Source organism: Klebsiella sp. PK01 (genome assembly GCF_057624675.1).
On the sequence record NZ_JBYEZM010000022.1, the window covers coordinates 1 to 873 of the forward strand.

1 rRNA gene is annotated in these 873 nt (G+C 53.4%); it reads right to left on the reverse strand.

Annotation, left to right across the window (positions count from 1 at the left end):
- A 23S ribosomal RNA gene (locus AC22LX_RS24785) occupies positions 1-873 on the reverse strand; the annotation flags it as partial.

The following is an 873-nucleotide window of genomic DNA, read 5'->3' on the forward strand; positions in this document are numbered from 1 at the left end:
TACATATCAGCGTGCCTTCTCCCGAAGTTACGGCACCATTTTGCCTAGTTCCTTCACCCGAGTTCTCTCAAGCGCCTTGGTATTCTCTACCTGACCACCTGTGTCGGTTTGGGGTACGATTTGATGTTACCTGATGCTTAGAGGCTTTTCCTGGAAGCAGGGCATTTGTTACTTCAGCACCGTAGTGCCTCGTCATCACACCTCAGCGTTAATAAGGTACCGGATTTACCTGGAACCTCCGCCTACATGCTTAAACCGGGACAACCGTCGCCCGGCTAACATAGCCTTCTCCGTCCCCCCTTCGCAGTAACACCAAGTACAGGAATATTAACCTGTTTCCCATCGACTACGCCTTTCGGCCTCGCCTTAGGGGTCGACTCACCCTGCCCCGATTAACGTTGGACAGGAACCCTTGGTCTTCCGGCGTGCGGGCTTTTCACCCGCATTATCGTTACTTATGTCAGCATTCGCACTTCTGATACCTCCAGCAACCCTCACAGGCCACCTTCGCAGGCTTACAGAACGCTCCCCTACCCAACAACACATAGTGTCGCTGCCGCAGCTTCGGTGCACAGTTTAGCCCCGTTACATCTTCCGCGCAGGCCGACTCGACCAGTGAGCTATTACGCTTTCTTTAAATGATGGCTGCTTCTAAGCCAACATCCTGGCTGTCTGTGCCTTCCCACATCGTTTCCCACTTAACTGTGACTTTGGGACCTTAGCTGGCGGTCTGGGTTGTTTCCCTCTTCACGACGGACGTTAGCACCCGCCGTGTGTCTCCCGTGATAACATTCTTCGGTATTCGTAGTTTGCATCGGGTTGGTAAGTCGGGATGACCCCCTAGCCGAAACAGTGCTCTACCCCCGAAGATGA